Origin of the sequence: Syntrophaceticus schinkii (genome assembly GCF_000946815.1) — a bacterium.
In the GTDB taxonomy this organism is placed as follows: Bacteria; Bacillota; DSM-12270; order Thermacetogeniales; family Thermacetogeniaceae; genus Syntrophaceticus; species Syntrophaceticus schinkii.
The window spans coordinates 1-1081 of record NZ_CDRZ01000197.1 but is presented as its reverse complement, the minus strand read 5'-3'; the positions used below and the strand labels follow the sequence as shown (position 1 = coordinate 1081).

Annotated in this window: 1 protein-coding gene; it reads right to left on the bottom strand. The window is 41.6% G+C overall.

Going from position 1 to position 1081, the window contains the following annotated elements; genetic code table 11:
* Positions 1 to 119: 119 nt before the first annotated feature.
* Complete coding sequence (locus tag SSCH_RS07390; RefSeq protein WP_044664904.1) at positions 120 to 926, bottom strand: hypothetical protein; 807 nt, start codon at positions 924 to 926, stop codon at positions 120 to 122.
* Positions 927 to 1081 lie beyond the last annotated feature (155 nt).

The window sequence follows — 1081 nt, the reverse complement described above, 5'->3', positions numbered from 1 at the left end:
GCTAGTTGCCTGGGGATTTCATTAACTTGCGAATTCGCTTTGTATCTAAGGTAATTGTAATTCAATGTTTTTACGTAAACTTTTCAATGAGTCTCCGAAACCCAACTTTTTTAGCATGTTCAGGTTAGGCAAACCGAATGAAGCACCATTTCATTGAGCATCCGGCCAATATGCATCAAGTAGTGATATCCCTTCATTGCATTCCAGTTATGAGAAAAGATATGTTCGTAATGGTATCCTTGGTCTTTTTCTTTGAGAATGGTGTTCTCCTGAAGCCAACGCTTTCGGGCTATCAAATTGGAACGCGCGTGGATATTCGTCTTTTTGATTGGGTCACTGGAAATCCAAGCGTAACGGGTAGTTTTCGTTACCCCGCGACATGTTACAAGTTCGATCTCTTCCCAGCTTTCCTTACATATCACCACATGGATCTTTAAAATTTTAGCTCTCCTGTAACCATACTCATAATCGATATCGTTGACCCATCGAAACGTCTGCTGTCGCCCCTGCCATATTCGCTCATAGTAGTTTTCTCTTTTGGTATCCAAGCGCATCAGCCCGTTAACTTCTTCCCATACTGAAGGCAGTGAATCGTCTTTGAGTACAATCATAAATTGCCATTTGTTCTTGCGGCAGATTTCTATTACCGGCCCATTCGCATACAGCCCATCTAAAAGTAGTGTAAGCCGCAGCCTTGGGAATTCTTTTTTAAGCTGTGTAGCCAAGCGATAAAACGCCTTTAACTCGCAGTCCTGTTTCCACTCTTCATCACTTTCTATTTTCTCTAGTTCTGTATCGTTTTCCAAGAACTCACTCATCAGCGGTAAAACCATGCCGTTGGAGAGGATTAAAACTGCTTCTAGAACATAGGCGTAATACTGATGGTGTTCACCATCTTTGCCTTGAACCTGCGGTGGGGATAACATTCATCCAGCATTGGTCCATCACGTATTTTTGTGTTCCGTCTACTGCCACAAGGTAACGTTTTTGATGCAGCAGGTTTTTAAATTTTTTTCTTGTAGATCAAATGCCTTTAACATGTCGATGTAAGCAATTTCGATTTGGTCTACATCCATCTTTC